Origin of the sequence: Microbacterium sediminis, from assembly GCF_004564075.1 — a bacterium.
GTDB classification, from domain to species: Bacteria; Actinomycetota; Actinomycetes; order Actinomycetales; family Microbacteriaceae; genus Microbacterium; species Microbacterium sediminis.
The window spans coordinates 741,747-767,306 of the sequence record NZ_CP038256.1 but is presented as its reverse complement, the minus strand read 5'-3'; the positions used below and the strand labels follow the sequence as shown (position 1 = coordinate 767,306).

Sequence of the window (25,560 nt, the reverse complement as noted above, 5' to 3'; positions counted from 1 at the left end):
TATGGCGCAGACAGACACCCTCAGCATCCCGGCGTCGCAGCTGACGCGCGGGTCGTTCACCCGCTACCTGTGGCAGAGCAGCACGGTCATCGCCCTGGTCGTGCTCATCGCGGTGTTCACCATCGCGGGCCGCGGCGTCTTCCTCACACCGGGCAACCTGACGAACATCATGAACCAGGTGGCGATCCTCACGATCATCGCTGCGGCGCAGACGGTCGTGATGGTCGTAGGCGACTTCGATCTATCGGTGGGGACGACCGCCACGCTCTCCGGCGCCAGCGCCGCGGCGCTCATGCTCGGGGGTGTGCCCGTGCCGCTCGCCATCCTCGGCGGCCTTGGCGTCGGCACACTCATCGGTGCGATCAACGGCGTGCTGGTCGCCTTCCTCGGCCTCAGCGCGTTCGTCGCCACGCTCGCCACCATGACCACCGTCGCGGGCCTCGCGCTCATCGTCACGAACGGCACCACGCTCTATGGCATGCCCGACTCCTTCGCCCTCATCGGCCAGATGCGCATCAACGGCATCCCGATGCCCGTGATCTACGCCGTGCTCGTGTCGGTGATCGTCTGGCTGGTGCTGCGATTCACCACGGTGGGTCGTCGCTGGTATGCGATCGGCGGCAACGCCGAGGTGGCCCGGCTCTCCGGGGTGGCCGTGCGGCCGACGCGATTCCTGGCGTTCACCGTGGCGGGCTTCCTATCGGCGCTCGGGGGCATCGTGCTCGTGAGCCGGCTCACGAGCGCGGGGTCGTCGACCGCCAACGACCTCATGATGTTCGCCGTCGCCGCGGTCTTCCTCGGCATGACACTGCTGAAGTCCGGCCAGGCGAACATCGGCGGCACGCTCATCGGCGTCGCGATCATCGGCATCGTCCAGAACGGCCTGAACATCGTCGGGGTCAACACCTACATCCAGCAGGTGCTCATCGGCATCATCATCGTCGCCGCCGTGCTGCTGTCGGCGATGAAGAGCCGCGATTGACGCCTTCCTGAGCTTCACATCCACCACCCGCATCACAGGACAAGGGAGTTTCTGATGCACGCACGCACCACCCGCCGCCTCGCGGCGCTCGCCGCCGTCGCCGCGACGGCTGCGCTCGCCCTCACCGGCTGCACCGTCGACACCGGCGGCGGAGCCACGGACACGACCGATCGCGAAAACGGGCTCGGCGACGACGGCGTCTTCACGGTCGCCGCCTTCACCGCCGGCTACGCCACGCCGGCGGGCAAGCTCGCCATGGACCACCTCATGGAGGTCGCGCCCGACGACTGGGAGATCACGCTCTACACGAGCTCGTTCGACTCCGACAAGATCAACAGCGACGTCCAGACCGCCATCACCCAGGGCGCCGACGTCATCTTCGCCGGTTTCCCCGACCCTCGCCAGATCGCCCCGCTCGTGCAGTCAGCGCAGGAGCGGGGACTGCCGATCTTCTCCATCGACGGCGGCGTCGAGGCGAACTCGGACTTCGTCATCGACATCACCTACAGCCAGGAGGAGATGGCCGCGCTCACGGTGGGCGCGCTCGAGGAGGCGATGGGCGGCCTCGAGGGCAAGAACGTCATGGTCATCGGCCACGACCCGCACGTGGGCATCCAGACCCGCAGCAACCTCGCGCTCGACATGCTCGAGGAAGCGGGTGCGGTGATCGCCGGCGGCGAGATGAAGCAGGTGCTCGATCCCGGCACGGGACGCACCGAGGCGCTCAACTTCGTCGCCGACTATCTGCAGGCCAACCCGGACGGGCTCGACGGCGTGTGGACCGGCTGGGACGACGCCGCGATGGGCGCGGTGCAGGCCATCGAGGAGGCCGGGCGCGACGACATCTACGTGACGGGCGCCGACGCGCTCGGCGAGGCCGTGGCGAAGATCCGCGAGGAGACGCCCTTCTACGCCACCCTCAACCAGGACTGGATCACCGTCATCGACGAGCTGGTCACGATGGTCGACGAGTACAAGGAGTCCGCGGCGCTGCCCGACACGGAATTCGTCGGCAAGACCCCCGAGCTGATCGATCGCTCCAATGCGGACGCGTTCGAGCCCAAGCTCTGACCCCTCAACCGCGGGGCCGGGCTGGGTGTACCCGGCCCCGCACCCTCACCATCTCTTGAAGGAGAAGCAATGACACTGGACGGCAAGGTCGCGATCATCACCGGCGGAGCGAGCGGCATCGGACGGGCGACCGCCCTCACCTTCGTCCGCAAGGGAGCCAAGGTGCTTGTCGCGGACATCGATTTAGCCAAGGGCGAGGAGGTCGTCGCGGAGGTGGAGAAGGCGGGCTATCCCGGTGCCGCCGTCGCATGCGCCGTCAACGTGGCGGAGTTCACCGAGGTCGAGGCGATGGTGGCACGGGCGGTCGAGGCGTTCGGCGCCGTCCACGTCATCTTCAATAACGCCGGCATCGCGGGCGGCGCTCCCCTGCTCGAGCACGACATCGAGAAGGACTACCACCGTCTGATCCGCATCGACCAGGACGGCGTCTACTACGGCATCCTCGCTGCCGGACGCCAGATGGCGAAGCAGGGCACGGGCGGCGTCATCATCAGCACCTCGTCGGTGTATGGCCAGCAGGCGGCCGAGCTGTCCTTCACGTACAGCGCGGCGAAGGCCGCCGTCATCTCGTTCACCCGCTCCGCAGCTTACGAGCTCGCCGAGCACGGCATCCGGGCCGTGGCGATCACGCCCGGGCGCGTGGCGACGCCCATCATCAACCAGTTCAGCGAGGAGCTGCGCGCCACGTTCGCGGCCGAGCAGATGCGCGGCGTCCTGACCGACCCGCAGGAGATCGCGGACGTCGTGGCGTTCCTCGCCTCCGACGAGTCGCGCGTCATCAACGGCACCGTCGTGAACGTCGAGGACGGCTACTCGGCCTTCAAGCAGCGTCTCGACCTGCCGGTGTTCTGACATGTCCGTCCGCGTCCAGAGCGTGCCGCGCGACCTCGACGTGGCCTGCCATCTCAACGTGCTCCTCGCGCACCCGTCGTCCGACCTGCTGCCGGCTGCCCTCGATGCGCTCGCGGCGCGCGGGTACCGCCGGGTGGTGCTGCCACCGGTCGATCCCGACGCGTTCGACGTGCCGGCCGCCCGGCGAACGTTCGCGTCGCGCGGCATCGCCCCCATCCCGATCGCCGGACAGTCGCTGCAGGCCGACGTCTCGTCGGCCGATCGCGAGGTGCGCGAGGCCGGTCTCGCCGAGCTGCGCCGAGCGCTGGACCTCGCTGTCCGGCTGGGAGCGGATCAGCTCAACGGGGTTCCGTACGGCCTCTTCGGACGCGCGGACGAGCCGCCCACCACGGATGCGATCGCCCGATCGGCCTCCGCCGTCGGGGAAGTCGCCGAGGAGGCCCACGAGCGCGGCGTCCGCATGACGTTCGAGGTGCTCAATCGCTACGAGACGTCGATGCTCAACACCGCGGAGCAGGCGATGGCGTTCGCGGAGCGCAGTGGCTCGCCCCACCTCGGCATCCACCTCGACACCTTCCACATGGCGGTCGAGGAGGCCGACATGCGGCGCGCGATCCGCGCCGCGCTCCCGCGGCTGGCCTTCTTGGAGCTCGGACAGTCGGGACGCGGTCCCCTCTCCGCGGGCACGGTCGATGTGGAGGAGGTGGTCCGTGGTGCGCTGGACGACGGTTACACCGGCAGGTGGGGCGTCGAAGCCTTCTCGGCCGAGATCCTCTCGCCGCCCGCGCGCAGCGCTCTCGCCATTTGGCGCAAGCCGTTCCGTGACGGCGTCGACCTCGCCAACGACGCCGCACACGTCATCCGGACCGGCTGGGCGCGCAGCACCGTGGGCCGCCGCGCCGCGCGGTTGGCACGTCGCGAGGCCGCCGGTCTCGCGCTGGATCGTCACGACTATTGACGACGATCTTGTCTCGCATCCAGCGCCGCATCACACTGGTCACGAGACCTCCGGACCGCTCACCCGGCGGCCCGATCGCACGCCGCGCAAAGATGCGCGGACGAAAGGAAGGAATCCCATGTCTGACACCATCACGGCCGCGGCCGTGCGAACCGGACTGTTCATCGGGGGTGAGGAGCGGTTCACCGAGGAGACGCTGACGGTGGCCGATCCCGCGAAACCCGGCGTCATCGTCGGCGAGGCCGCCAGCGCCTCGCCGGACGACGTGGCCGAGGCCGTCGCGAGCGCGAAGGCGGCGTACTCGTCGTGGTCGTCGCTCACCGCGCCGGAGCGCGCGGCGATCATGGCCGAGGCGATCCAGGGCATCGCGGACGAGCGCGACGAGGATGCCGCGATCCTGTCGCAGGAGAACGGCAAGGTCCGCTTCGAGGCGTGGGTCGACGCGCTCGTGTTCGAGCTGCGCTGGAACCTCGCGCTGCAGCTGGCCGACGAGGTCGACGCGGGCAAGGTGCTCGAGCCGGCGCCGGGGATCCCCGTCACGACGGAGGTCGCCTACAAGCCCCTCGGCGTCACGACGATCATCGTGCCGTTCAACTGGCCGATCGCGATCCTCGGCGCCTCGCTCCCCCACGCGCTGCTCGCCGGGAACACCGCCATCGTGAAGCCGCCGCCCTCGGCGCCGCTGGCCACGACCCGCGTGGTGCAGCGCGTCGCGGCGAAGCTGCCGCCCGGTGTGCTCAACGTCGTCACGGGCCGCGACGAGAACATGTCGCTGCTCATCTCGAACACCGACATCGCGAAGGTGTGCTTCACCGGATCGGTGGGCGGCGGCAAGAAGATGATGGAGATGGCGTCGCGCTCGCTCACCCGCGTGACCCTCGAGCTCGGCGGCAACGACGCGGCCGTCTTCGCCGAGGACGCCATCCTCGACGATACCCACCTGGATCGGCTGTTCGCGGCGATCTACGACACCACCGGCCAGATCTGCATGAACGCCAAGCGCGTGTACGTGCATCGCTCGCGCCTGGACGAGCTCGTCGCCGGCCTCGAGGAGCGGCTGCGCAGGACGGTGCTCGGCTACGGCCTCGACGAGGGCACGACCATGGGGCCGCTGCATCAGCCCGCGCAGAAGGCGTTCGTCGAGGACCTCATCCGCGAGGCGAAGGACTCGGGTGCCGACGTGCGGGAGTTCGGCGAGCTGCCGGGCGGCGACCTGGAGGGCGGCAACTTCGTGCGGCCCGCGCTCGTGATCGATCCCGACCCGTCGCTGCGGGTGGTGACGATGGAGCAGTTCGGCCCGGTCATCCCGATCATCCCGTTCGACGACGAGGAGCAGGCGATCGCGGCCGCGAACAACACGTGGGGCGGGCTGTGCGGCTCGGTCTGGACGGCGTCGCCGGAGACGGCGAAGCGGATCGGCGAGCGCCTGGTGTGCGGGTACGTCTGGGTCAACGACCACGGCGCCACCCGCCTCGACCTGCGCGCGCCGTTCGGCGGCATGAAGCAGTCGGGCTTCGGGCGGGAGCAGGGCATCGAGGGCGTGCGGGCGTTCCAGGACACCCACTCGATCGCCACGATCGACCCGGAGGCGCTCGCGGCGATGGCCCACTGACCCGCGCGGACAGCGGCCCTCCGGAATTCCGGTGGGCCGCTTTCCGTGCACGTTGCGAGTCTGTTTCGTGTGACGTCTCGATGCGGTGCGCGGGACGCATCCGGCATAGGATCGCTGCACTGCGCCTCCCGACGGCGCCTTCCGCCGAGCATTCTGCTCGGCAACCGCACCAGACACAGCAGTTTCGGAACAGAAAGCGGACCCACATGACACTCCCTCGCACGCTTCGCTCGCGCGCGGCCGCCATCGCTCTGCCGACCGTCGGCCTGCTCGCCCTCGCGGGCTGCGCCTCCGGTGACGGCGGCAACGGCGGCGGCGACGCCGGTGGCGACAACACGATCCTCGTCGGCACCACCGACTCGGTCACCCACCTCGACCCGGCCGGCTCGTACGACAACGGATCGCTCACGCTGCAGACGCAGGTGTTCCCGTACCTCGTGAACACGGCCGAGAACAGCACCGAGGTCGTGCCCGACCTCGCCGAGACGGCCGAGTTCACCGGCCCGAACGAGTACACGGTCACCCTGCCCGAGGGCCTGAAGTGGGCCAACGGCAACGACCTCACCTCGAGCGACGTGAAGTTCACCTTCGACCGCCAGCTCGCGATCGCCGACCCCAACGGCCCGTCGTCGCTGCTGTTCAACCTCGAGTCGGTCGAGGCCCCCGACGACACCACCGTCGTGTTCCACCTCAAGAGCGAGAACGACCAGACCTTCCCGATGGTCCTCACGTCGTTCCCCGGCGCGATCGTCGACGAGGAGTCGTTCGCGGCCGACGCCGTCACGCCCGACGAGGACATTGTCGAGGCGAACGCCTTCGGCGGCCCGTACTCGATCACCGACTACACGTTCAACGAGCTCGTCGAGCTGACCCCGAACGAGAACTACCAGGGTCTGCACGAGCCCGCCGCGAACGACGGCGTCATCATCAACTACTACGCGGAGTCGTCGAACCTGAAGCTCGCCGTGCAGGAGGGCGAGGTCGACGTGGCCTACCGCAGCCTCTCGGCCAGCGACGTCGCCGACCTCTCGGCCGACGAGAACCTCGCCGTGCACGACGGCCCCGGCGGCGAGATCCGCTACATCGTGTTCAACTTCAACACGCAGCCGTACGGCGCCTCCACCGACGAGGCCGACCCGGCCAAGGCCCTGGCCGTGCGTCAGGCGGTCGCGTCGCTGATCGACCGCGAGGCGCTCAGCGAGGACGTGTACGACGGCACCTACACGCCGCTGTACTCGTACGTGCCGCAGGGCTTCGCCGGCGCGATCGAGCCGCTGAAGGACATGTACGGCGACGGCGACGGCGGCCCCTCGGCCGAGGCGGCGGCGCAGTTCCTGGCCGACGCGGGCATCGAGACGCCCGTGCCGCTCGCGCTGCAGTACAGCCCCGACCACTACGGCCCGAGCTCGGCCGACGAGTACGCCATGATCGAGCAGCAGCTCGAGGCGGACGGCCTGTTCGACGTGACCCTCGCCGGCACGGAGTGGGTGCAGTACTCGGACGACCGCGTCAACGACGTCTACCCCGCGTACCAGCTCGGCTGGTTCCCGGACTACTCGGACGCCGACAACTACCTGACGCCGTTCTTCCTCCAGGAGAACTTCCTCGTCAACCACTACGACGACCAGGAGGTCAACGACCTGATCCTGCAGCAGGCGTCGACCCCGGACACCGCCGAGCGTGAGGCCCTCATCGAGCAGATCCAGACGCTCGTGGCCGAGGACCTCTCGACGGTGCCGTACCTCCAGGGCGCCCAGGTCGCGGTCAGCGCGGCCGACGTCGAGGGCATCGTGCTCGACGCGTCGTTCAAGCTGCGCATGGCGTCGCTCACCCGCTGATCGAGCCTGACCAGAGGGGGCGGTTCCGGCAACGGAGCCGCCCCCTTCCCCCGAGCAACAAGGACTCCTCCGTGGCAGACACCGCAACGGCAGCGCCCGAGACCGCCGCATCCCCCGCCGCCCGCAAGGGCGCCCGGGGCGGCAGCTCGCTGTGGCGCTATGTACTGATCCGCTTCCTGCTGATCTTCCCGACGATCTTCATCCTCGTCACGACCGTCTTCCTCATGATGCGCGTGACGGGCGACCCGATCACGGCCGCCCTCGGCGGTCAGCTCACCCCGGCGCAGCTGGAGGAGCGGATCGAGGCCGCCGGCTACAACCGTCCGCTGATCGTCCAGTACCTCGAGTACATCGGGCAGATCTTCACGGGCGACTTCGGCACCACCATCGACGGCCAGCCCGTGGTCGGCGTGCTGCTGCGCTACGGCGGCGCCACCCTGGAGCTGGCCTTCTACGCGCTCATCGTGGCCTTCGTCGTGGGCATCCCGCTCGGCATGCTCGCCGCCGCGCTGCGCGATCGCTGGGGCGACGCCGTGCTGCGCGTGTTCGCGATCCTCTGCTACGCCACCCCCGTCTTCTTCGCGGGCCTCATCCTCAAGCTCGTGTTCTCGGTGTGGCTCGGGGTGCTGCCCTCGTCGGGCCGCGCCTCGCCGCGCGTCGAGCTGCAGATCGGCCGGATCGACAACCCGACCGGCATCTACACGATCGACGCCATCCGCACCGGCAATCCCGCCTACCTCATCGACGTGCTGCAGCACGCGATCATGCCGGGCATCGCCCTCGGTCTGCTCACGGCCGGCGTGTTCCTGCGCCTCGTGCGCACCAACGTCATCGGCACCCTCGCGATGCCGTACATCGACGCCGCCCGCTCGCGCGGCGTCAGCGAGTACCGGCTCGTGCGCAAGCACGCCTACAAGCCGGCGCTCATCCCGATCATCACCGTCATCGGCCTGCAGATCGCGATGCTCCTCGGCGGCGCCGTGCTCACCGAGACCACCTTCGAGTGGATGGGCCTGGGCTACCAGCTCAGCGAGTATCTCAAGGCGCGCGACTACGTCGCCGTCCAGGGGATCGTCGCGCTGCTGGCCGTGATCGTGGCCCTGACCAACTTCATCGTCGACATCATCGCGGCGTTCATCGACCCGAGGGTGAGGTACTGATGTCCAAGCCATCCATCTGGACCCGGCTGCCCATCGTCCACCAGTACCGGCAGTCCGTCGGGCTGCAGCGGGGCATGCTCACGGCGGGCCTCGTCATCTGCGCGATCTTCGTGCTGGCCGCGCTGCTGGCGCCGATCCTGGCGCCGTACTCGTACAACCAGCTCTCCGACGGCGCCGGCGAGACCTTCACGCCGCGGCAGGCGCCGAGCGCCGAGCACCTGTGGGGCACGACGATCGCCGGCTACGACGTGTTCTCGCGCGTGCTGTGGGGATCGCGGACGGCGTTCCTCGTGATCATCGTCTCGGTGCTCATGTCGATGTTCCTCGGCATCCTGCTCGGCCTGATCTCGGGCTACATCGGCGGGTGGCTCGACCGCGTGCTCGTCGTGATCGCCGACGCGGTCTACGCCTTCCCGTCGCTGCTGCTGGCGATCGTGAGCGCGATCATCATCTCGCGCGGCCAGTCGGGCCTGTGGGCGGGCATCTTCGCGACCGCGATCTCGATCACGGTGGTGTTCATCCCGCAGTACTTCCGGGTGATCCGGGCCGAGACCGTGCGCATCAAGTCGGAGGCGTTCGTGGAGGCCGCGCAGGTGATGGGCGCCTCGACGTGGCGAGTGATGCTGCGGCACGTGTACCGCAACGCCACGCGCACCCTGCCGCTCGTGTTCACGCTCAACGCGTCGGAGGCGATCCTCACGCTCGCCGGCCTGGGCTTCCTCGGCTTCGGCATCGAGCCGAGCGCCGCGGCCGAGTGGGGCTACGACCTCAACCGCGCGATCGAGGACGTCACGGCGGGCCGCTGGTGGACGGCCGTGTTCCCCGGCGTGGCGATCGTGCTGGTCGTCATGGGCATCACCCTCGTGGGCGAGTCGCTCAACGACCTCGCCGACCCGCGCCTGCGCACCCGGCGCCGCGCCGCGGCCGCCACCCCGGCGGACGCCGTGGCCGCCACCACGCCCGCCGCCCGCAACGAGATCGGGGAGACCGAATGAGCACCGTCACCGACCCCGCGGTCGAGATCCGCGACCTGCAGATCACGTTCGCCACCGACGGCGGCGACGTCCGCGCCGTCACGGGCATCTCGCTCGACGTCGCCCCGGGCGAGGTGCTCGCGATCGTGGGCGAATCCGGATCGGGCAAGACCGTCACCGCCCGATCGATCCTCGGCCTGCTGCCCGAGACCGCCCGCGTGGGCGGCGCGGTGATCCTGAACGGCACCGACGTCGTCGGCCTCTCGCGCGAGCGCCTGCGCGCCCTGCGCGGCCCGGACGCCGCGATGATCTTCCAGGAGCCCATGACCGCGCTCAACCCCGTGTACACGGTGGGGTGGCAGATCTCCGAGGGCCTGCGCGCCCACGGCGACGTGTCGAAGAAGGAGGCCAGGGCCCGCGCGATCGAGATCCTCGGCAAGGTCGGCATCCCCGACCCCGAGACCCGCATCGATCACTACCCCCACCAGTTCTCGGGCGGGCAGAAGCAGCGCATCGTGATCGCGCAGGCGCTGGCGCTGAACCCGTCGGTGATCATCGCCGATGAGCCCACCACCGCGCTCGACGTCACGGTGCAGGCCGAGATCCTCGACCTGCTGCGCCGCGCCCGCAGCGAGTTCGGCACGGCGATCGTGCTCATCACCCACAACATGGGCGTGGTCGCCGACCTCGCCGATCGCGTCGCGGTGATGTACCACGGCGACATCGTCGAGACCGCGCCCGTGCGCGAGCTCTTCGCCGCACCGCAGCACGAGTACACCCAGCGCCTGCTCGCCGCCGTGCCGCGGCTCGAGGTGGCCGATCGCGCGTACACGGGCGACCCGGATGCCGCGCCCGTGGTGGAGGCGAAGGGGCTCGAGATCGAGTACCCGGGCCGCCTCGGACGCAAGCCCTTCCGGGCGGTGGGCGGCGTGGACTTCACGATCCGCCCCGGCGAGGTGCTCGGCCTCGTGGGCGAGTCCGGTTCGGGCAAGACCACGATCGGCCGCGCCATGGCCGGGCTCGCCCCGGTCACCGGCGGATCGCTGCGCGTGCTCGGCACCGAGATGAACGGCATGCGCGAGCGCGAGTTCCGCAAGGCCCGCCGCGAGCTGGGCTTCGTGTTCCAGGACCCGGCGTCGAGCTTCAACCCGATGCTCACGCTCGCCGACGCGATCGCGGAGCCGCTGATCGTGCACGGAGAGGCATCCTCGCCCGCCGACGCGCGCGACCGGGTGGACGAGCTCCTCGAGGCGGTGCAGCTGCCGAAGGCCTTCGGCGACCGCTTCCCGCACGAGCTCTCGGGCGGCCAGCGTCAGCGCGCGAGCCTCGCCCGTGCGCTCGCGCTGAACCCGCAGCTGCTCATCGCCGACGAGCCGACCTCGGCGCTGGACGTGTCGGTGCAGGCGCGCGTGCTGGAGCTGTTCCAGGAGCTGCAGGAGCGTTTCGGCTTCGCGTGCCTGTTCATCACGCACGACCTCGCCGTGGTCGACCTGCTGGCGCACCGCGTCGTGGTGCTGCACCGCGGCGAGATCGCGGAGCAGGGCCCGACCGCCCAGGTGCTCGGCGATCCGCAGGACGACTACACCCGTCGCCTGATCGCGTCGCTGCCGGTGCCCGATCCGGTGGAGCAGGCCGCGCGCCGCGCGGCGCGGGCCTGAATCGGCGCGCCCGCTACAGCCCGTACGCCTCGAGCAGGCGCAGCCAGAACTCGCTGACGGTCGGGTACGACGGCACGGCGTGCCACAGCCGCTCCAGCGGCACCTCGCCGACCACCGCGATGGTCCCGGCGTGGAGCATCTCGCCCACGCCGGGACCGACCAGCGTCAGCCCGACGATGACGCGGCGCTCCTCGTCGACGATCGCGCGCACCCGGCCGGCAAATCCGTCGGCGAGCAGCCCGGCGCCGGCGACGTGGGCAAGGTCATAGTCGATCACCCGGTGGCGCAGCCCGCGCTCCTCAGCCTGCGCGGCGGTGATCCCCACGGCGGCGACCTCGGGGTCGGTGAACACCACCTGCGGCACGGCGTCGTGGTCGGCCGAGGCGGCGTGGCGGCCCCAGCGGCCGTCGTCGAGGGCCTCGCCGCGGACGCGCGCCACGATGGCGTCGCCCGCCGCCCGCGCCTGGTACTTGCCCTGGTGGGTCAGCAGCGCGCGGCCGTTGGCGTCGCCGGCGGCGTAGAGCCAGGGCACCGCGGGCGAGCGCAGCGTGTCGTCCACCTCGATCGCGCGGCCCGGCTCGCGCCCCACGGCGTCGAGCCCGATGCCGCTCGTGCGCGGCGCCCGTCCGGTCGCCACCAGCACCTCGTCGGCGTGCACGACCTCTCCCCCGGCGAGCGTGAGGCGCACGTCGACGTCGCGCACGACGGCCTCCGCCGAGGCGCCCTCGCGCACGTCCACACCGCGCTCGCGCAGACCGTCGCGGACGGCCTCGCCCGCGAACGGCTCGAGCCCGTGCAGCAGCGCACCGCGCGCCAGCACGGTCACCTCGCTGCCGAGATCGCGGAAGAAGGTCGCGGCCTCCACGGCCACCACGCCGCCGCCGATCACGGCGAGGCGCTCAGGAACCCGCTGCGCCGAGGTGGCCTCGCGGCTGGTCCACGGCCGCGACTCGCGCAGACCCGGCGTTTCGGGGATCCGCGGCGTCGATCCCGTCGCCACCACGACCGCGTGCCGCGCGCGCAGCGCGACCTCGCCGTCGGCGGCGGCCACGCGCACCTCCCGATCGCCGACGATGCGGCCGTGCCCGCGGACGAGCTCGATTCCCGCCGACGCCAGCCACTCCACCTGCCCGTCGTCGTGCCAGTGGGCGGCGAACTCGTCGCGGCGGGCGAGGATCGCGTGCGGGTCGAGCGCGCCGCCCGTCACGCCCCGCACCGCCTGCGCGGCCCGCAGCGCCGCCCCGGGCCGCAGCAGCGCCTTCGACGGCATGCACGCCCAGTACGAGCACTCCCCGCCGACCAGCTCCGCCTCGACGATCACCGTCTGCAGCCCGCCCTTCGCGGTCCGATCCGCGACGTTCTCGCCCACCGGGCCGGCACCGATCACGACCACATCGACCTCGCGCGTGTCCATGCCGCCGACGCTACGGCTCAGACGGCATGGCGCACAACGGCCCCGGCTCCCGCCCGCCACCCGCGATCCCGTGCCACCCGCGCCCGCGGGACCCCGCCGCCCGCAACCCCGGGTCGCGTGCCACCCGCGCCCGCGTTCCCGGCGCCCCTGCCACCCGCGCTCCCGGCACAACGACGGCAATCGGAGACCGCCGGTGGGCCGGCCCGCGTGACGGCGCGGTCGGTGGAGCCGGCGGCGACGGATCTGCCGTCGTTGTGCAGCAACGCCCCGACGTCAACACTGGTTGACTTCGTCGAGGAGCGTCAACTACTGTTGACGCATGCCCGCCACCGCCTCCTCAGAGTCCGACGGACCGATCCCCGCGCTCTTTGCCCTCGCCGAGCGCCGGCGCGAGCTGAACCGCGAGGAGGAGGCGCTCGTGCGCCGCGCGCGCGTCATGGGGTACTCGTGGGAGGCGATCGCGACCGCGCTGGGCGTGAGCAAGCAGGCGGCTCACAAGAAGTACGGACGAAAGTAGACCCGTGAGCACCGACGCACCCCGCCGCTCCCCGTTCCGTCGCCCCTCGAAGCAGGAGGGGCCGCGCGCCACCTTCGGCCAGCTGCTGCCGTTCCTCTTCGAGCACAAGGCCGTGCTGATCGTCGTCGCGATCCTCAGCGTGATCGAGGCGGTGTTCACGCTCGTCCAGCCGCTGCTGATCGGTCAGGTGATCGAGCGCGTGCAGCTCGGCGAGACGCTGGGCGGGATCGTCTGGGGCCTCGTCGCGCTCGTCGTGCTGGCCTCGGCGATCGGCGCGTATCAGCACTACCTGCTGCAGCGCACCGGCACGGCGATCGTGTACTCGAGCCGCCGCAAGCTCATCGCCCGGATCCTGCACCTGCCCATCAGCGAGTTCGACGCGCGGCGCACCGGCGACCTCGTCTCGCGCGTGGGCACCGACACCACCATGCTCTACGCCGTGCTCACGCAGGGCCTGGCCGACAGCGTCGGCAACGCGCTGCTGTTCGTCGGCGCCCTCGTGGCGATGATCTTCATCGACCCGATCCTGCTGCTCTCGATCGTCGGCGTCCTCGTGATCGCGGTGCTCGCGGTCGGGTCGCTGAGCGGCCGGATCCGCAACGCCACCGCCGAGCAGCAGGAGCGCGTGGGCGAGCTCACCTCGGGCGTCGAGCGCGCGATCGGCGCCATCCGCACCGTGCGCGCCGCGGGAGCGACCGAGCGCGAGCAGGCCGCGGTGTCGGGCATGGCCGAGGCCGCCTACGGCGCCGGCGTCAAGGTGGCGAAGGCCTCGGCGCTGGTGGTGCCGGTCGCGAGCGTGGCGATGCAGGCCTCGATGCTCGTCGTCCTCGGCGTGGGCGGCTTCCGGGTCGCCTCGGGGGCGGTCTCGATCGCGAGCCTCGTGACGTTCGTGATGTTCCTGTTCCTCATGATCATGCCGCTGGCGTCGTTCTTCGGCGCGATGACCTCCGTCGGGCAGGCCCTCGGCGCGCTCGGGCGCATCCAGGAGGTGCTGGATCTGCCCCTGGAGTCCGACGGCGACCGCTCGCCGGCGACACTCCCCGCCACCGCCGCCACCGACACCCCGGCGATCGCGTTCGAGGGCGTGCGCTTCCGCTACCCGGAGGCCGCCGTCGCCGCGCGCGCGGCCGTCGAGCGCGAGGCGCTGAGCCTGGCCACCGAGGCGCACCTCGACACCGAGTCGATCACCGCACCCGACGAGGCGAACGAGGTGCTGCGCGGGGTGTCGTTCGAGGTGCCCGTCGGCAAGCGCGTCGCCCTCGTCGGCCCCTCCGGCGCCGGGAAGTCGACGATCCTCGCGCTCATCGAGCGCTTCTACGATCCGACCGAGGGCACGATCCGCCTCGGCGGCACCGACATCCGCGACCTTCCGCGCGACGAGCTGCGCGCCCGCTTCGGCTACGTGGAGCAGGACGCCCCCACGCTCGCCGGCACGATCGCCGACAACCTCCGCCTCGCCTCCCCCAACGCCAGCGACGCCGACTGCGAGCCGGTGCTGCGGCAGGTCAACCTCGGCGACGTGATCGATCGCTCCCCCGCCGGCATCGACACCCCCGTCGGCGAGGACGGCGTCATGCTCTCGGGCGGCGAGCGCCAGCGCCTCGCGATCGCCCGGGCGCTGCTTGCCGCGCCGCCGATCCTGCTCCTGGACGAGTCGACCTCCTCGCTCGACGGCGTGAACGAGCAGCGGATGCGCGAGGCGATCGACGCGGTGGCCGAGGGCCGCACGCTCCTCGTCATCGCGCACCGGCTCTCCACCGTGGTGGACAGCGACCGCATCGTCGTGCTCGAGCGGGGCCGCGTCGTCGGCCAGGGCACCCACAGCGAGCTCGTCGAGTCGACGCCGCTGTACCGCGAGCTCGCCAAGCACCAGCTGCTTGTGTGACACGCCGGTCGCCCGCCCCGCCTCGACTTCGGCCGCTTCGCGGCCTCCGCTCGGCACGTCTCCGCTCCGCGCCCTGCGGGCGCTCCGGTCGACGAGCCCGTAACGGGTCGTCGACCGGAGTGAGCGAAGCGAACGCAGCGGAGACGGCTTGAGCGGAGGTGCGAAGCGCCGGAGTCGAAAGCGACGGCGCACCGGCGATGTCGGCGATCACGGGCATGATGGCGGCATGGACCTCGCGAGGCTGCGCGCCCTCCGGCTGCGGCATCACCGGCTGACCGCCCCCGCGCGCACGGTCTCGGACGCGGCGCGCCACCTGCTGTGCGTGCAGTCGCAGGACTACTGGGGCGGCCGCCTGGCGATCGCCACGAGGACCCGAGGCGGCACGGCCTCGCAGGTCGACGCGGCGTACGACCGCGGCGAGCTCGTGCGGGCGTGGACGCAACGCGGCACGCTCCACACGATCGCGGCGCGCGACCTGCGCGGGGTGCTCGCGGTCACGGCCGAGCGCACGATCGCGCAGACCGCCACGCGGCGCGCGCAGCTGGGGCTCGACGACGCCACGATCGCCCGGGCGCGGGAGGCGATCGTCTCCGCGCTGCGCGGCGGCGGGGCACTCACCCGCGCCGAGGCGCTCGCGCTGTGGGAGGCCGCCGGGATCCCCACCGCCGCCGGCCGCGGCTACCACCTGCTGTTCCACATCGCGCTCCGCGGCGTGATCTGCTGGGGCCCGACCGTGCGGCGCGACGGCCTCGAGCCGCGCGAGCAGCGTCTCGTGCTCGTGGACGAGTGGATCCCGGCGCACGAGAGCCCCGCCGATCCGCTCGTCGAGATGTTCGCCCGGTACGTCGAGGGGCACGGCCCCGCGAGCCCCGAGGACTTCGCCTGGTGGGCGGGCGTGACGAAGGGCGACGCGCGGCGGGCGGCCGCGGGCGCCGCCGAGCGCCTCGCCACGATCGAGGCCGACGACGCAACGCTGTTCGTCTCGACGTCGCCGCCCCGGCGCTCGCCGGCCGCGCCGTCGACGCACGCCCTGCCCACCTTCGAGGAGTACTACATCGCCTATGCCGACCGCTCCCGCGTCGCGGGGTTCGACGTCATGGCCGCCGCCGGCCCCGGCGCCAACGGCATGGTGCGCTCCCTGCTCGTGCACGAGGGTGAGGTCGTGGGCCTGTGGAAGCCGCCGCCGCCCACGCAGCGCGCGAGCGCCGAGCCGACCTTCGAGCTGCTCCGCCCCGCGCCGGAGGAGGCGATCCACGCGGCGCTCGAGCGGGCGATGACGGTGCTCCGCGGCTGACGCCCCGCCGTAACACGCGGCCGTTACGGTGGAGCCATGACCTCGCCGTACGCCGATCTGGATCAGTTCATCTCCCTCCCGCGCGTCGAATCGCTCGCCCTCTCGCCCGACGGCTCCTGGGCCGCGGCGACGGTCGCGACGCTCAATGCCGACAAGACGGCGTGGGAGCGGGCGATCTGGCGGATCCCCGTCGCCGGCGAGGGAGCGCCGGTGCGCCTCACGCGCTCGGCGAAGGGCGAGACGGGCGCGGCGTTCCTGCCCAGCGGCGACCTGCTGTTCACGTCGGCCCGGCCCGACGCCGAGGACAGGGACGCCCCCGAGTCCACCGCGCAGCTGTGGCTGCTGCCCCGCGACGGCGGCGACGCCCGCGCGCTCACGGCGCTGGCCAGCGGGGTGAGCGGCATCGCCGCCGTGGCCCGCGAGGCCGGCACCGTGGTGCTGGGCACGGGCCTGCTGCCGGGCGCCGCCGGCCTCGAGGCGGAGGCCGAGCTGCGCAAGAAGCGCAAGGATCTGAAGGTGCAGGCGATCCTCCACGAGACGCTGCCGGTGCGTTACTGGGACCACGACCTCGGCCCTTCCGAGCCGCACCTGCTGCTCGTCGACGGCGACATCGCCCCCGCCCCGGCCGCCGGCGAGCGGCCTCGCCCGACCCTGCGCGACCTCACCCCGAAGCCGGGCCGCGCCTTCGACAATGCGACGCAGGCGATCACCCCCGACGGCGGCACCGTGATCTCCAGCGTCCGGCGCATCGCCGACCGCACGTTCGCCCATGATCTCGTCGCGATCGACGTCACCACCGGCGAGCGCCGGGTCCTCATCACCGAGGACGGTTTCGACATCGAGGAACCGGCGATCAGCAACGACGGCACGCGCGTGGCCTATCTGCGCACCGCGCGGACCACGCCCGCCGGCCCGTCCGACGCCGAGCTCTGGGTCGCGGGCATCGACGGCTCGAACCCCACGCGGCTCGCCGCGCAGTGGGACCGCTGGCCCTCGTCCTTCCGGTTCGCCCCGGGCGACGACGCGCTCATCGCCACCGCCGACGACAACGGCCGCGCACCGATCTTCCGGATCCCGCTCGACGGCTCCGCGCCCGAGCGGCTCACGCACGACGACTACGCCTACAGCTCGATCGACATCGCCGACGACGGCGTCATCACCGCGCTGCGCTCCAACTGGCTCGAGCCGCCGCACCCCGTCAAGGTGGTCAACGGATCGGTCATCCCGCTGGCGACGCCCGCGCGCGTGCCCGCGCCGAACGCGACGATGCACGAGGTCGAGACCACCGCGGAGGACGGCACCCGCGTGCGCGGCTGGCTGCTCACCCCCGAGGGGGCGACGGAGCCGAGCCCCCTGCTGCTGTGGATCCACGGCGGACCGCTCAACAGCTGGAACGCGTGGAGCTGGCGCTGGACGCCGCAGCTGATGGTCGCCAAGGGCTACGCGGTGCTGCTGCCCGATCCCGCCCTCAGCACCGGCTACGGCCTCGACTTCATCGCCCGCGGCTGGAACGCCTGGGGCGACAAGCCGTACACCGACCTCATGGCGATCACCGACGCCGTCGAGGCGCGCGACGACATCGACGAGACCCGCACGGCCGCCATGGGCGGATCCTTCGGCGGCTACATGGCCAACTGGGTCGCCGGCCACACCGACCGCTTCCGGGCGATCGTCACCCACGCGAGCCTGTGGGCGCTCGATCAGTTCAGCGGCACCACCGACATGCCCACCTACTGGCTGTCGACCTTCACGCCCGAGGGCCTCGTCGAGAACTCGCCGCACCGCCACGTCGAGAACATCGCCACGCCGATGCTCGTGATCCACGGCGACAAGGACTACCGTGTGCCGATCGGCGAGGGCCTGCGCCTGTGGACCGATCTCTTCCTGCACCACGCGAGCCCGGAGGGCGAGATGCCCCACCGGTTCCTGTACTTCCCCAACGAGAACCACTGGGTCCTCACCCCGCAGCACGCGAAGGTCTGGTACGAGACGATCTTCGCGTTCCTGTCGGAGCATGTGCTCGGCGAGGACGCTCCCCGCCCCGAGCTGCTCGGCTGACCCGGGTCCGCGAGCGCGAACAAGAAGCGGCCCGCCCCCGGATCGGTGGGGGCGGGCCGCATCTGTCGTGCTCGGCTCCGGCGTGCGGTCCGGAGCGTCGCGGCGAAGACTCAGCGTGCGGTCTGGGTCTTCGCGGCCTTCAGGCGGGTGCGGAGGGCGTCGAGCTGCGCTCGCAGCTGCGCCGGCACCTTGTCGCCGAACGTGTTGTAGAACTCCTCGGTGAGGTCGGCTTCGGCCAGCCACGAGTCGGGATCGATCGAGAACAGCTCCTCGAGGTCGGCCTCCGGCACGTCGATCCCGTCGAGGTTCAGCGCACCGGGCTCGGGCAGCAGGCCGATGGGCGACTCGACGGCGCCGGCCTCGCCCTGGATGCGGCGGATGATCCAGTCGATGACGCGCGAGTTGTCGCCGAAGCCGGGCCACAGGAAGCGGCCGTCGGCGCCCTTGCGGAACCAGTTGACCTGGAAGATCGCGGGCAGCTTCTCGGCCGCCTCGCCCATCTCGATCCAGTGCGCGAAGTAGTCGGCCATGTTGTAGCCGCAGAACGGCATCATGGCGAACGGGTCGCGGCGCAGCTCGCCCACGGTGCCCTCCGCGGCGGCGGTGCGCTCCGACGAGATCGTCGACCCGAGGAACACGCCGTGCTCCCAGTCGAAGGCCTGCACCACGAGCGGCACGTTCGTGGCGCGACGGCCGCCGAAGAGGATGACGTCGAGCGGGACGGCCTCCTCCCAGTCCGGCGAGATCGACGGCGCCTGCGCGGCGGCCACCGTGAAGCGCGAGTTCGGGTGCGCGGCGGGGCGGCCGGCGTCGGGCGTCCAGTCGTTGCCCTGCCAGTCGATGAGGTGCGCGGGCGCCTCGTCGGTCAGGCCCTCCCACCACACGTCGCCGTCGTCGGTGAGCGCGACGTTCGTGAAGATGACGTTGCCCCACAGCGTCTCGACGGCCGTGACGTTCGTCGACTCGCCGGTACCGGGCGCGACGCCGAAGAAGCCGGCCTCCGGGTTGATCGCGTACAGGCGGCCGTCGTCGCCCGGACGGATCCAGGTGATGTCGTCGCCGAGCGTCTCGACCCGCCAGCCCGGGATCGTCGGGCGCAGCATCGCGAGGTTGGTCTTGCCGCAGGCCGAGGGGAACGCCGCGGCCACGTGGTACGCCTTGCCGTTCGGGTCGATCACGCGGATGAGGAGCATGTGCTCGGCCATCCAGCCCTGATCGCGGCCAAGCACCGAGGCGATGCGCAGCGCGTAGCACTTCTTGGCGAGGATCGCGTTGCCGCCGTAGCCCGACCCGAACGACCACACCTCGAGCGACTCGGGGTAGTGGACGATGTACTTCTCGGGGTTGGACGGCCAGGCGGAGTCCTCGGCGTCGCCCACCAGCGGCGCGCCCACGCTGTGCACGGTCTTGACGAACGGCGCGCCCTCGGCGATCAGCTCCACGACCTCGTCGCCGACCCGCGTCATGATCTCGATCGAGGCGACGGCGTAGGCGCTGTCGGTGAGCTGGACGCCCAGCTGCGAGATCGGGCCGCCGACCTTGCCCATCGAGAACGGCACGACGTACATGGTGCGGCCGCGCATCGACCCCTCGAACAGCGGCTCGAGCCGGGCGCGCATCTGCGCCGGGGCGACCCAGTTGTTGGTCGGGCCGGCGTCCTCCTCCTTCTCGGAGCAGATGAACGTGCGCGACTCGAGGCGCGCCACATCGCCGGCATCCGAGCGGGCGAGGTACGAGTGGGGGCGCTTCGCGTCGTCGAGCTTGATGAGCGTGCCCTTGTCGACCATCTCCTGCAGGAGCGCGTCGTGCTCGTCCGCGGAACCCGACACCCAGTGGATGCGGTCCGGCTTGGTGAGGGCGGCGATCTCGTCCACCCAGGCGACGAGATCCGCCATGGCGGGTCCGACGATCGCCGGAGCGGTCTCGGCGGCCGTGGGGGCGGGGTAGGTCTCGATCGTCACCAGGTGGCTCCTTCGCGGTATGGACGAGGGGATACATCCAGGATGGGCGGCCATCCGTCGGACTTAAGGCCCCACAGCGTCGAAAGAATCATCGTTCTTTAGATATGATCAAGGAATGACACCGGCGAGCGATGCGCACAGCGCCCTGGAGCTGAAGACCCTCGGCCACCGGATCCGGCACTACCGCGTGCAGAAGGGGCTCACCCTCGACGAGCTCGGCGCGGCCGTCGGCGTCGCCGGCAGCCAGCTCAGCCTCATCGAGAACGGCAAGCGCGAGCCCAAGCTCTCGCTGCTGCAGAGCATCGCGGTCGCCACCGGCACGAGCGTGCAGGACCTCATCGCGGGCGGGCCGCCGAACCGCCGCGCGGCGCTGGAGCTCGAACTCGAACGCGCGCAGTCCAGCCCGGTGTTCCGCCAGCTCGGCATCCCCCCGGTGAAGGTGTCGAAGTCGATCAGCGACGAGACGCTCGAGTCGATCCTCGGCCTCCACCACGAGCTGCAGCGCCGCGAGCGCGAGGCGATCGCCACGCCCGAGGAGGCCCGCCGCGCCAACACCGAGCTGCGCCTGCGCATGCGCGAGCGCCACAACTACCTGCCCGACATCGAGAAGCTCGCCGAGAAGCAGCTCGCCGCCGCCGGCCACACCGGCGGCGCGCTGAGCCACCGCACCGTGAGCATCATGGCCGAGCAGCTGGGCTTCGAGCTCATCTACGTCAACGACCTGCCGTCGGCGACCCGGTCGATCACCGACCTCGAGAACGGCCGCATCTACCTGCCGCCCGCCTCGATCCCCGGCGGCCACGGCCTGCGCTCGATGGCGCTGCAGGCCATGGCGCACCGCCTGCTCGGCCACAAGCCGCCCACGGACTACGCGGATTTCCTGCAGCAGCGCCTCGAGATCAACTACTACGCCTCGTGCTGCCTCGTGCCCGAGACGGCGGCGGTGGCCTACCTCGAGCAGGCGAAGAAGGACCGCAACCTCGCGGTCGAGGACCTGCGCGACGCGTTCGGCGTGACGCACGAGGCCGCGGCGATGCGCATGACCAACCTCATGACGACGCACTTCGACATGCGGCTGCACTTCCTGCGCGTGGGCGCGGAGGGCCACATCGAGCGCGTGTACGAGAATGACGGCCTGCCGCTGCCGGAGGACGTCACGGGCTCGATCGAGGGCCAGGTCGTGTGCCGCAAGTTCAGCGCCCGCGACGCGTTCGACCAGCAGAACCGCACGACCGAGCACTACCAGTACACCGACACCCCGGCCGGCACGTTCTGGTGCTCGACCCAGACCGGATCGCGCTCGGACGGCGACTTCTCGATCACGGTGGGCGTGCCCTTCGACGACGCCCGGTGGTGGCGCGGCCGCGAGACGCAGAACCGCCAGACCTCGACCTGCCCCGACGAGTCGTGCTGCCGCCGCGCCCCCGGCGAGCTCGCCGACCGCTGGCGCGGCAAGGCGTGGCCCAGCGCCCGCGTGCACACGCACATCTTCACGCCGCTCCCCCGCGGCACGTTCCCGGGCGTCGACGACAGCACGGTGTTCGAGTTCCTGGAGCGCCACGCCGGATGATCCGCGGTGAGGGTCCGCCCGGAGGGCGGGCCTCGCACCGGAGGATCGGGTTCATCGCCTAGCCTCGATCCTCGTGTCTTCTGATCGCCTCGGCCGCACCCTGTCGCTGCGGCACATCCGTTTCATCGCCCTCGGCACCGCGATCGGCACGGGCCTGTTCTACGGTTCGTCCGAGACGATCCAGGCCGCGGGGCCCGCCGTGCTCGTCGCCTACCTCGTCGCTGGGTGCGCGGCGTACGCCGTGATGCGCGCCCTCGGTGAGATGGCGGTGCGCCACCCGGTGGCGGGATCGTTCGCGCAGTACACGAGCCGCTACGTCAGCCCGTTCCTGGGATTCCTCACGGGCTGGACGTTCACGTTCGAGATGATCGTCGTCGCCGTCGCCGACATGACCGCCGCGGCCGGGTACATGGGCATGTGGTACCCCGACACCCCCGGCTGGGTGTGGATGGTCGCCGCGATCGCGCTGATCTGCGGCCTCAACCTGCTGCGCGTGAAGGTGTTCGGCGAGCTGGAGTTCTGGTTCACCCTCATCAAGATCGTCACGATCATCGCCCTCATCGCCGGTGGCCTCGTGCTCATCGTGCTCGGCGTGAGCCTGGGCGGCTTCGATCCCGGCCCGCACAACCTCTTCGACCACGCCGGCGGCTTTGCGCCGTTCGGCGTCTGGGGCATCGTCATGAGCCTCGGCATCGTCGTGTTCTCGTTCGGCGGGATCGAGACGCTCGGCATGACGGCCGGCGAGACGGCGGATCCGGCGCGGGCGATCCCGAAGGCCGTGAACACGGTGCCGGTGCGGATCCTGCTGTTCTACGTCGCGACCCTCGCCGTGATCCTCATGCTCATCCCGTGGACGGAGATCGGATCGGGCGAATCGCCGTTCGTGCAGGTGTTCGCGAAGCTCGGCGTGCCGGCGGCCGCGCACATCATCAACTTCGTCGTGCTCACCGCGGCGCTGTCGGCGATGAACTCGATCACGTACGCCGCGAGCCGCACGATGTACGGCCTCGCGGAGCAGCACCACGCGCCGGCGGTCTTCACGCGCCTGTCCCGCTCGGGTGTGCCGATCGTGCCGGTCGCGATCGTCGCCGGCTGCACCGTGGTGGGCCTCGGCGCCTACCTGCTGATCCCCGACCAGCTGTTCCTCGTGGTCGCCTCGATCGCGACGTTCGCGACCGTGCTGACGTGGGCGTCGATCCTGCTCGCCCACCACGGCATGCGCCGCGAGATGGCCCGCACCGGCGAGCCGGGCACGGGCTTCCCGATGCCGCTGTGGCCGTGGACCGATGTCGTCGCGCTCGCGTTCATGGCGTTCGTCGTCGTGATCCTCGCCTTCACAGAGTCGGGCCGCACCGCGCTCGTCGTCGGCGCGATCTGGATCGCGCTGCTGTCGGCCGCCTACGCGCTGTTCGTGCGACCGGAGGGCCGGGTGCGGCCCCAGCTGGAGACCCGCGTGCTCGAGCCGCGCTGACCCCGCCGCGGCGCGGGCCGTGGCGCTCCCGCGCGCGACGTGCCACGCTGAGCGCATGAGAGCGTGGATCATCCGTTTCGCGAGCATGTACGTGTTCAACGTGCTCGTGCTGCTCGTCGTCGGCTGGCTGACGACGGCCCGGGTGGGCTGGAGCGCCCTGTGGGCGGCGGTGATCCTGACCCTCGCCACCCTCTTCCTCAAGCCGATCCTCGCGCGCGCCTTCCGGGGCGCCGCGACCGGCATGCGCGGGCGCGCGGGCCTGGGCGAGAAGACGCTCGAGTACGTCGTCGTCTACCTCGTGGCGTTCGCGATCTGGGTCGTGACGTTCCTGCTGTCGGGCTCGGACCCCGACGGGTTCTGGGGCTGGGTGCTGCCCCCGCTGATCCTGCTGGTCGGCTGGGCGATCTACGACGCGATCGACGACCGCGTCGAGGCCCGCGCAGGCGCCCTGTACGACCGCGCCGCGTCGGCGATGGGCGGCGCCCCGAAGGCCCCGGCCGAGACCCCGGCGCCCAACCCCGCCGCCGAGGCCGGCAAGCGCGAGCTGCGCGACGGCCTCACCGACGAGCAGCGCAAGCTTCTCGACGAGCTCTGACCTCGGGCCCCGCCGGCCGTAGGCTGGCGGCATGGAGCAGCGCACCCTCGGACGCACCGGCCGCGACGTCTCGATCATCGGCCTCGGCACCTGGCAACTCGGCGGAGACTGGGGCGACGTGGCCCAGGACGACGCCCTGGCCGTGCTCGACGCGGCCTACGCGGCCGGCGTGACCATGTTCGACACCGCCGACGTCTACGGCGACGGCCGCAGCGAGCAGACGATCGGCGCGTGGCGGAGGGCGAACCCCGACGCCGGCGTCTTCGTGGCGACGAAGATGATCCGCCGCGCCGGCGCGCCGGATCTCGCCCACGCCACGCTCGACAACTTCCGCGCCTGGACCGACCGCTCGCGCCGCAACCTCGGCGTCGACACGCTGGACCTCGTGCAGCTGCACTGCCCGACCAGCGACGTCTACGAGGCCGACCGCGTGTTCGACGACCTCGACACCCTCGTGGCCGAGGGCGCGATCGCGAACTACGGCGTGAGCGTCGAGACGGTGGCCGAGGCGCTGCGCGCCATCCAGCGGCCCGGCGTGGCGAGCGTGCAGATCATCCTCAACGCGTTCCGCCGCAAGCCGCTCGACGAGGTGCTGCCCGCCGCGGCGGCCGCCGGGGTCGGGATCATCGCGCGCGTGCCGCTGGCGAGCGGCCTGCTGAGCGGCCGGTACACCCGCGAGACGACGTTCGCCGAGAACGATCACCGCGCCTTCAACCGTCACGGCGAGGCGTTCGACGTGGGCGAGACCTTCTCGGGCGTGGACTACGAGGTCGGCGTGGACGCGGCCCAGCGCTTCGCCGCGCTCGCGCGCGAGGCGGGGCTGGAGCCCGCGACCGCGGCCCTGGCGTGGGTGGCGCAGCAGAGCGGCGTCACGACCGTGATCCCCGGCGCCCGCAACCCCGAGCAGGCGCGCGCGAACGCCGCGGCGGGCGACGTCGCTGCGCTGCCGCAGGCGTTCCTCGACGGCGTGCGCGACCTGTACGACGAGGCGATCCGCCCCCTGGTGCACGACCGCTGGTGATGGCGGCGCGTCAGGCGGTGCGGGGAGGGACCGGGTAGCGGCCGGCGATGACGATGCGGTTGAAGGCGTTGATCTCGACCGCCAGCCAGCTCACGCCGACGTACTCGGCCTCGGTGAGCACGCCGCCCACGCGGTCGTACACGTCGTCGGGCACGCCGCCGCGGTGGATGAAGGTGAGGGCCTCGGCGAGCTCGAGCGCGGCGCGCTCCCGCTCCGAGAAGACGCCCGATTCGCGCCACACTGGCAGCTGCGCCAGATCGTCGTACGAGATGCCGGCCTGCGCGGCGCGGTCGGCGTGCACGCGCGAGCAGTAGGCGCACCCGTTCAGCTGCGAGCAGTGCAGCAGCACGAGCTCCTTGAGCCGATCGTCCACCCCGTTCTCGCGGGCGATGCGGGCCGCCGTGTCGGCGAAGGCGTCGAGCGCCTGGTACGCCTCCGGGGCGGCCTTCGACAGGTGCACGCGCTTCTGCGCCATGGGTTCCTCCGATGCCGTGATGGGGGCACCGCGCGGTGCCTCCCGACGACAGTACCGCCCCACCATGGATCACGCTCGAAAATCACTGTGCCAATTAGTTCGCGGTTCATTTAGACATAATGCCACGAATCGTCGCGCGCGTTCTTGGCACTTTGATCTCCGATTTCCCGCGTGCCCGCGGCGGCCCCACAATG

General features: G+C 71.4%; 20 protein-coding genes. 17 read left to right on the top strand and 3 right to left on the bottom strand.

Translation table 11 applies throughout. The features are described from left to right. Position 1: 1 nt before the first annotated feature. From E3O41_RS03665 to E3O41_RS03625, 9 genes are all read left to right on the top strand, one after another. Positions 2-982, top strand: a complete 981-nt coding sequence (locus E3O41_RS03665) for an ABC transporter permease (RefSeq protein WP_083990891.1) — start codon at positions 2-4, stop codon at positions 980-982. 54 nt (positions 983-1,036) lie between these two features. After that, positions 1,037-2,053 carry a sugar ABC transporter substrate-binding protein gene (locus E3O41_RS03660; protein WP_067025591.1) on the top strand — a complete coding sequence of 339 codons (1,017 nt, stop codon included), beginning with the start codon at positions 1,037-1,039 and terminating at the stop codon, positions 2,051-2,053. 69 nt (positions 2,054-2,122) lie between these two features. Beyond that, positions 2,123-2,905 carry an SDR family NAD(P)-dependent oxidoreductase gene (locus E3O41_RS03655; protein ID WP_067025588.1) on the top strand — a complete coding sequence of 261 codons (783 nt, stop codon included), beginning with the start codon at positions 2,123-2,125 and terminating at the stop codon, positions 2,903-2,905. A 1-nt stretch (position 2,906) separates the two neighbouring features. Then, positions 2,907-3,863, top strand: a complete 957-nt coding sequence (locus E3O41_RS03650; protein ID WP_067025585.1) for a sugar phosphate isomerase/epimerase family protein — start codon at positions 2,907-2,909, stop codon at positions 3,861-3,863. A 118-nt stretch (positions 3,864-3,981) separates the two neighbouring features. Next, the gene (locus tag E3O41_RS03645; RefSeq protein ID WP_067025583.1) at positions 3,982-5,475 is read left to right on the top strand and encodes an aldehyde dehydrogenase family protein; all 1,494 of its coding nucleotides are present in this window, start codon (positions 3,982-3,984) and stop codon (positions 5,473-5,475) included. Positions 5,476-5,681: 206 nt separating this feature from the next. Further along, positions 5,682-7,313 carry an ABC transporter substrate-binding protein gene (locus E3O41_RS03640; protein ID WP_067025580.1) on the top strand — a complete coding sequence of 544 codons (1,632 nt, stop codon included), beginning with the start codon at positions 5,682-5,684 and terminating at the stop codon, positions 7,311-7,313. A 71-nt stretch (positions 7,314-7,384) separates the two neighbouring features. Continuing rightward, complete coding sequence (locus tag E3O41_RS03635; protein WP_067025576.1) at positions 7,385-8,473, top strand: ABC transporter permease; 1,089 nt, start codon at positions 7,385-7,387, stop codon at positions 8,471-8,473. Beyond that, positions 8,473-9,468, top strand: coding sequence for an ABC transporter permease (locus E3O41_RS03630; RefSeq protein ID WP_067025573.1), 996 nt, complete (start codon positions 8,473-8,475; stop codon positions 9,466-9,468). Before E3O41_RS03635 ends, E3O41_RS03630 begins: the two co-directional genes overlap by 1 nt. Further along, positions 9,465-11,105 carry an ABC transporter ATP-binding protein gene (locus E3O41_RS03625; RefSeq protein WP_067025570.1) on the top strand — a complete coding sequence of 547 codons (1,641 nt, stop codon included), beginning with the start codon at positions 9,465-9,467 and terminating at the stop codon, positions 11,103-11,105. The genes E3O41_RS03630 and E3O41_RS03625 overlap by 4 nt, the downstream gene beginning before the upstream one ends. A gap of 13 nt (positions 11,106-11,118) precedes the next feature. On the opposite strand, the gene E3O41_RS03620 is transcribed toward E3O41_RS03625, so the two are convergent. Continuing rightward, a complete protein-coding gene (locus E3O41_RS03620) occupies positions 11,119-12,519 on the bottom strand; it encodes a dihydrolipoyl dehydrogenase family protein (RefSeq protein WP_067025567.1) in 1,401 nt (466 codons plus the stop codon). A gap of 319 nt (positions 12,520-12,838) precedes the next feature. Here E3O41_RS03620 and E3O41_RS03615 point away from each other — a divergent pair, with 319 nt between their 5' ends. From E3O41_RS03615 to E3O41_RS03600, 4 genes are all read left to right on the top strand, one after another. Beyond that, complete coding sequence (locus E3O41_RS03615) at positions 12,839-13,036, top strand: transcriptional regulator (protein ID WP_067025564.1); 198 nt, start codon at positions 12,839-12,841, stop codon at positions 13,034-13,036. A 4-nt stretch (positions 13,037-13,040) separates the two neighbouring features. Next, entirely contained in the window at positions 13,041-14,921 is a 1,881-nt protein-coding gene (locus E3O41_RS03610) for an ABC transporter ATP-binding protein (RefSeq protein WP_067025561.1), read from the top strand. A 226-nt stretch (positions 14,922-15,147) separates the two neighbouring features. Further along, complete coding sequence (locus E3O41_RS03605; RefSeq protein WP_135012023.1) at positions 15,148-16,215, top strand: winged helix DNA-binding domain-containing protein; 1,068 nt, start codon at positions 15,148-15,150, stop codon at positions 16,213-16,215. Positions 16,216-16,251: 36 nt separating this feature from the next. Then, a complete protein-coding gene (locus E3O41_RS03600) occupies positions 16,252-18,273 on the top strand; it encodes a S9 family peptidase (protein ID WP_067025558.1) in 2,022 nt (673 codons plus the stop codon). A 110-nt stretch (positions 18,274-18,383) separates the two neighbouring features. On the opposite strand, the gene E3O41_RS03595 is transcribed toward E3O41_RS03600, so the two are convergent. Next, positions 18,384-20,168: a phosphoenolpyruvate carboxykinase (GTP) gene (locus E3O41_RS03595; protein ID WP_067025995.1), complete on the bottom strand. Its 1,785-nt coding sequence runs from the start codon at positions 20,166-20,168 to the stop codon at positions 18,384-18,386. A 181-nt stretch (positions 20,169-20,349) separates the two neighbouring features. On the opposite strand from E3O41_RS03595, the gene E3O41_RS03590 reads away from it, so the two are divergent. The 4 genes from E3O41_RS03590 to E3O41_RS03575 all read left to right on the top strand — a co-directional run bounded on the left by E3O41_RS03590 (position 20,350) and on the right by E3O41_RS03575 (position 24,891). After that, positions 20,350-21,804: a helix-turn-helix domain-containing protein gene (locus E3O41_RS03590; protein ID WP_067025555.1), complete on the top strand. Its 1,455-nt coding sequence runs from the start codon at positions 20,350-20,352 to the stop codon at positions 21,802-21,804. A gap of 73 nt (positions 21,805-21,877) precedes the next feature. Continuing rightward, positions 21,878-23,275, top strand: coding sequence for an amino acid permease (locus E3O41_RS03585; RefSeq protein ID WP_240482331.1), 1,398 nt, complete (start codon positions 21,878-21,880; stop codon positions 23,273-23,275). Positions 23,276-23,330: 55 nt separating this feature from the next. Then, positions 23,331-23,870: a phage holin family protein gene (locus E3O41_RS03580; RefSeq protein ID WP_067025548.1), complete on the top strand. Its 540-nt coding sequence runs from the start codon at positions 23,331-23,333 to the stop codon at positions 23,868-23,870. A gap of 31 nt (positions 23,871-23,901) precedes the next feature. Continuing rightward, entirely contained in the window at positions 23,902-24,891 is a 990-nt protein-coding gene (locus E3O41_RS03575) for an aldo/keto reductase (protein ID WP_135012021.1), read from the top strand. A 10-nt stretch (positions 24,892-24,901) separates the two neighbouring features. Here E3O41_RS03575 and E3O41_RS03570 read toward each other — a convergent pair whose 3' ends face one another. Then, a complete protein-coding gene (locus E3O41_RS03570; RefSeq protein ID WP_067025542.1) occupies positions 24,902-25,366 on the bottom strand; it encodes a carboxymuconolactone decarboxylase family protein in 465 nt (154 codons plus the stop codon). Between the last annotated feature and the right edge of the window lie 194 nt (positions 25,367-25,560).